Genomic DNA, 1307 nt, shown 5'->3' on the forward strand with positions numbered 1-1307 from the left:
TCGACGTTAAATGAATTGCCGATGGGGACGGGTTCAGATGAGCGAATCCAAGACGCCAGTATTTGTGTGTCCTGAGGACCAGCAAGCCTTTGCCAAGGTGTATGAGCATGCTGATACTGCCAGCCAGTTGATTGCAGAACATGGCACGCCGCCATTCCCCAACACATTCGCGCTGATGTATGCGTATGCAGCAAAGTCCGACAACAAGGTTGTGGTTGCGGTCGACGAAATGCTGGAGCGGGGCGCGCTTTGCCAATATGAAATCGACGAAGTCTACAACATGCATTTGCGCCCTACCGACGATCACGCCAAACGCGAGAACATCGGACGGGAAGTTGAACAGCAACTCTCAAGCATCCTGGACCTTGTGGGTACCAGTATGGAAAACAGCGACCAGTTCGAAGTTGCGTTGACGCAGATTGAACGCGGCCTGTCTGATTCAAGCTCGTCAGCTGCTCTCTCCTCTGCCGTTGCGCGCCTGATGTCGGAAAGTCGTCGGATGACCGATCAGAGTCGTCGCCTCAGCGATGGTCTAATGGCCTCAATGAAGCAGATCGAACGCCTGCAACATGAGCTCGAGGCGGTTCGCAATGAAAGCATGCGCGACCCGCTCACCTCCATCTACAATCGACGCGCCTTCGACCTACGCCTCGCCGCAGAAGTTGAGGCGGCAAACAAACAGGGTTCGAGCCTCTGTCTGGCAATGGCAGACCTTGATCATTTCAAACGCGTGAACGACAATTTCGGTCACCGGGTAGGAGACGAAATTCTGAAGATTTTTGCTTCAATCGTCACCAACAACATCAAGGGCAAGGATCTCGTAGCGCGCTATGGGGGCGAAGAGTTCGCAATTATCTTACCTGCAACAGGCCTGCAACAGGCCACCCGGTTGATTGATCGCATCCGTGAACAGATGTCTGAAAGGAAGCTCGTCCTGAAGGGAACCAAGACACCCATCGGCGCCATCACGGCCTCGTTCGGCATTGCCCAGCACCAGCCGGGTTTGACCGTTAGCGGCCTGATCGAGCAGGCTGACCAGCGATTGTACCTGGCCAAGAGCAATGGCCGTAATCGTGTTCAGTCAGACGATCTGGCCTCCAACGCTGCTTGATTTGCACGCCAGCATGATCGACGTCATGATCCCGCACGCATCTGAATAAGCTGGTCTTCGGAATTCAGTATCCGTTTGAGCTCCTCTCGCGCAGCGTTGAACCTTTGTTGCGCGTCCGCAATTTCCGACCGCTTGCGATCCATATCATGCAGAACCCGTCTGGAATGACCGTATCGGCTTGAAAGCATCATCGCGT

At 54.5% G+C, this 1307-nt stretch carries 1 protein-coding gene; it reads left to right on the plus strand.

The window, feature by feature from the left end:
- The first annotated feature begins 37 nt into the window (after positions 1–37).
- Entirely contained in the window at positions 38–1111 is a 1074-nt protein-coding gene (locus B4F73_RS09280) for a GGDEF domain-containing protein (protein WP_206991591.1), read from the plus strand.
- The last annotated feature ends 196 nt before the right edge of the window (positions 1112–1307 follow it).

This window comes from Hyphomonas sp. UBA3601 (genome assembly GCF_002375605.1).
Taxonomy (GTDB): domain Bacteria; phylum Pseudomonadota; class Alphaproteobacteria; order Caulobacterales; family Hyphomonadaceae; genus Hyphomonas.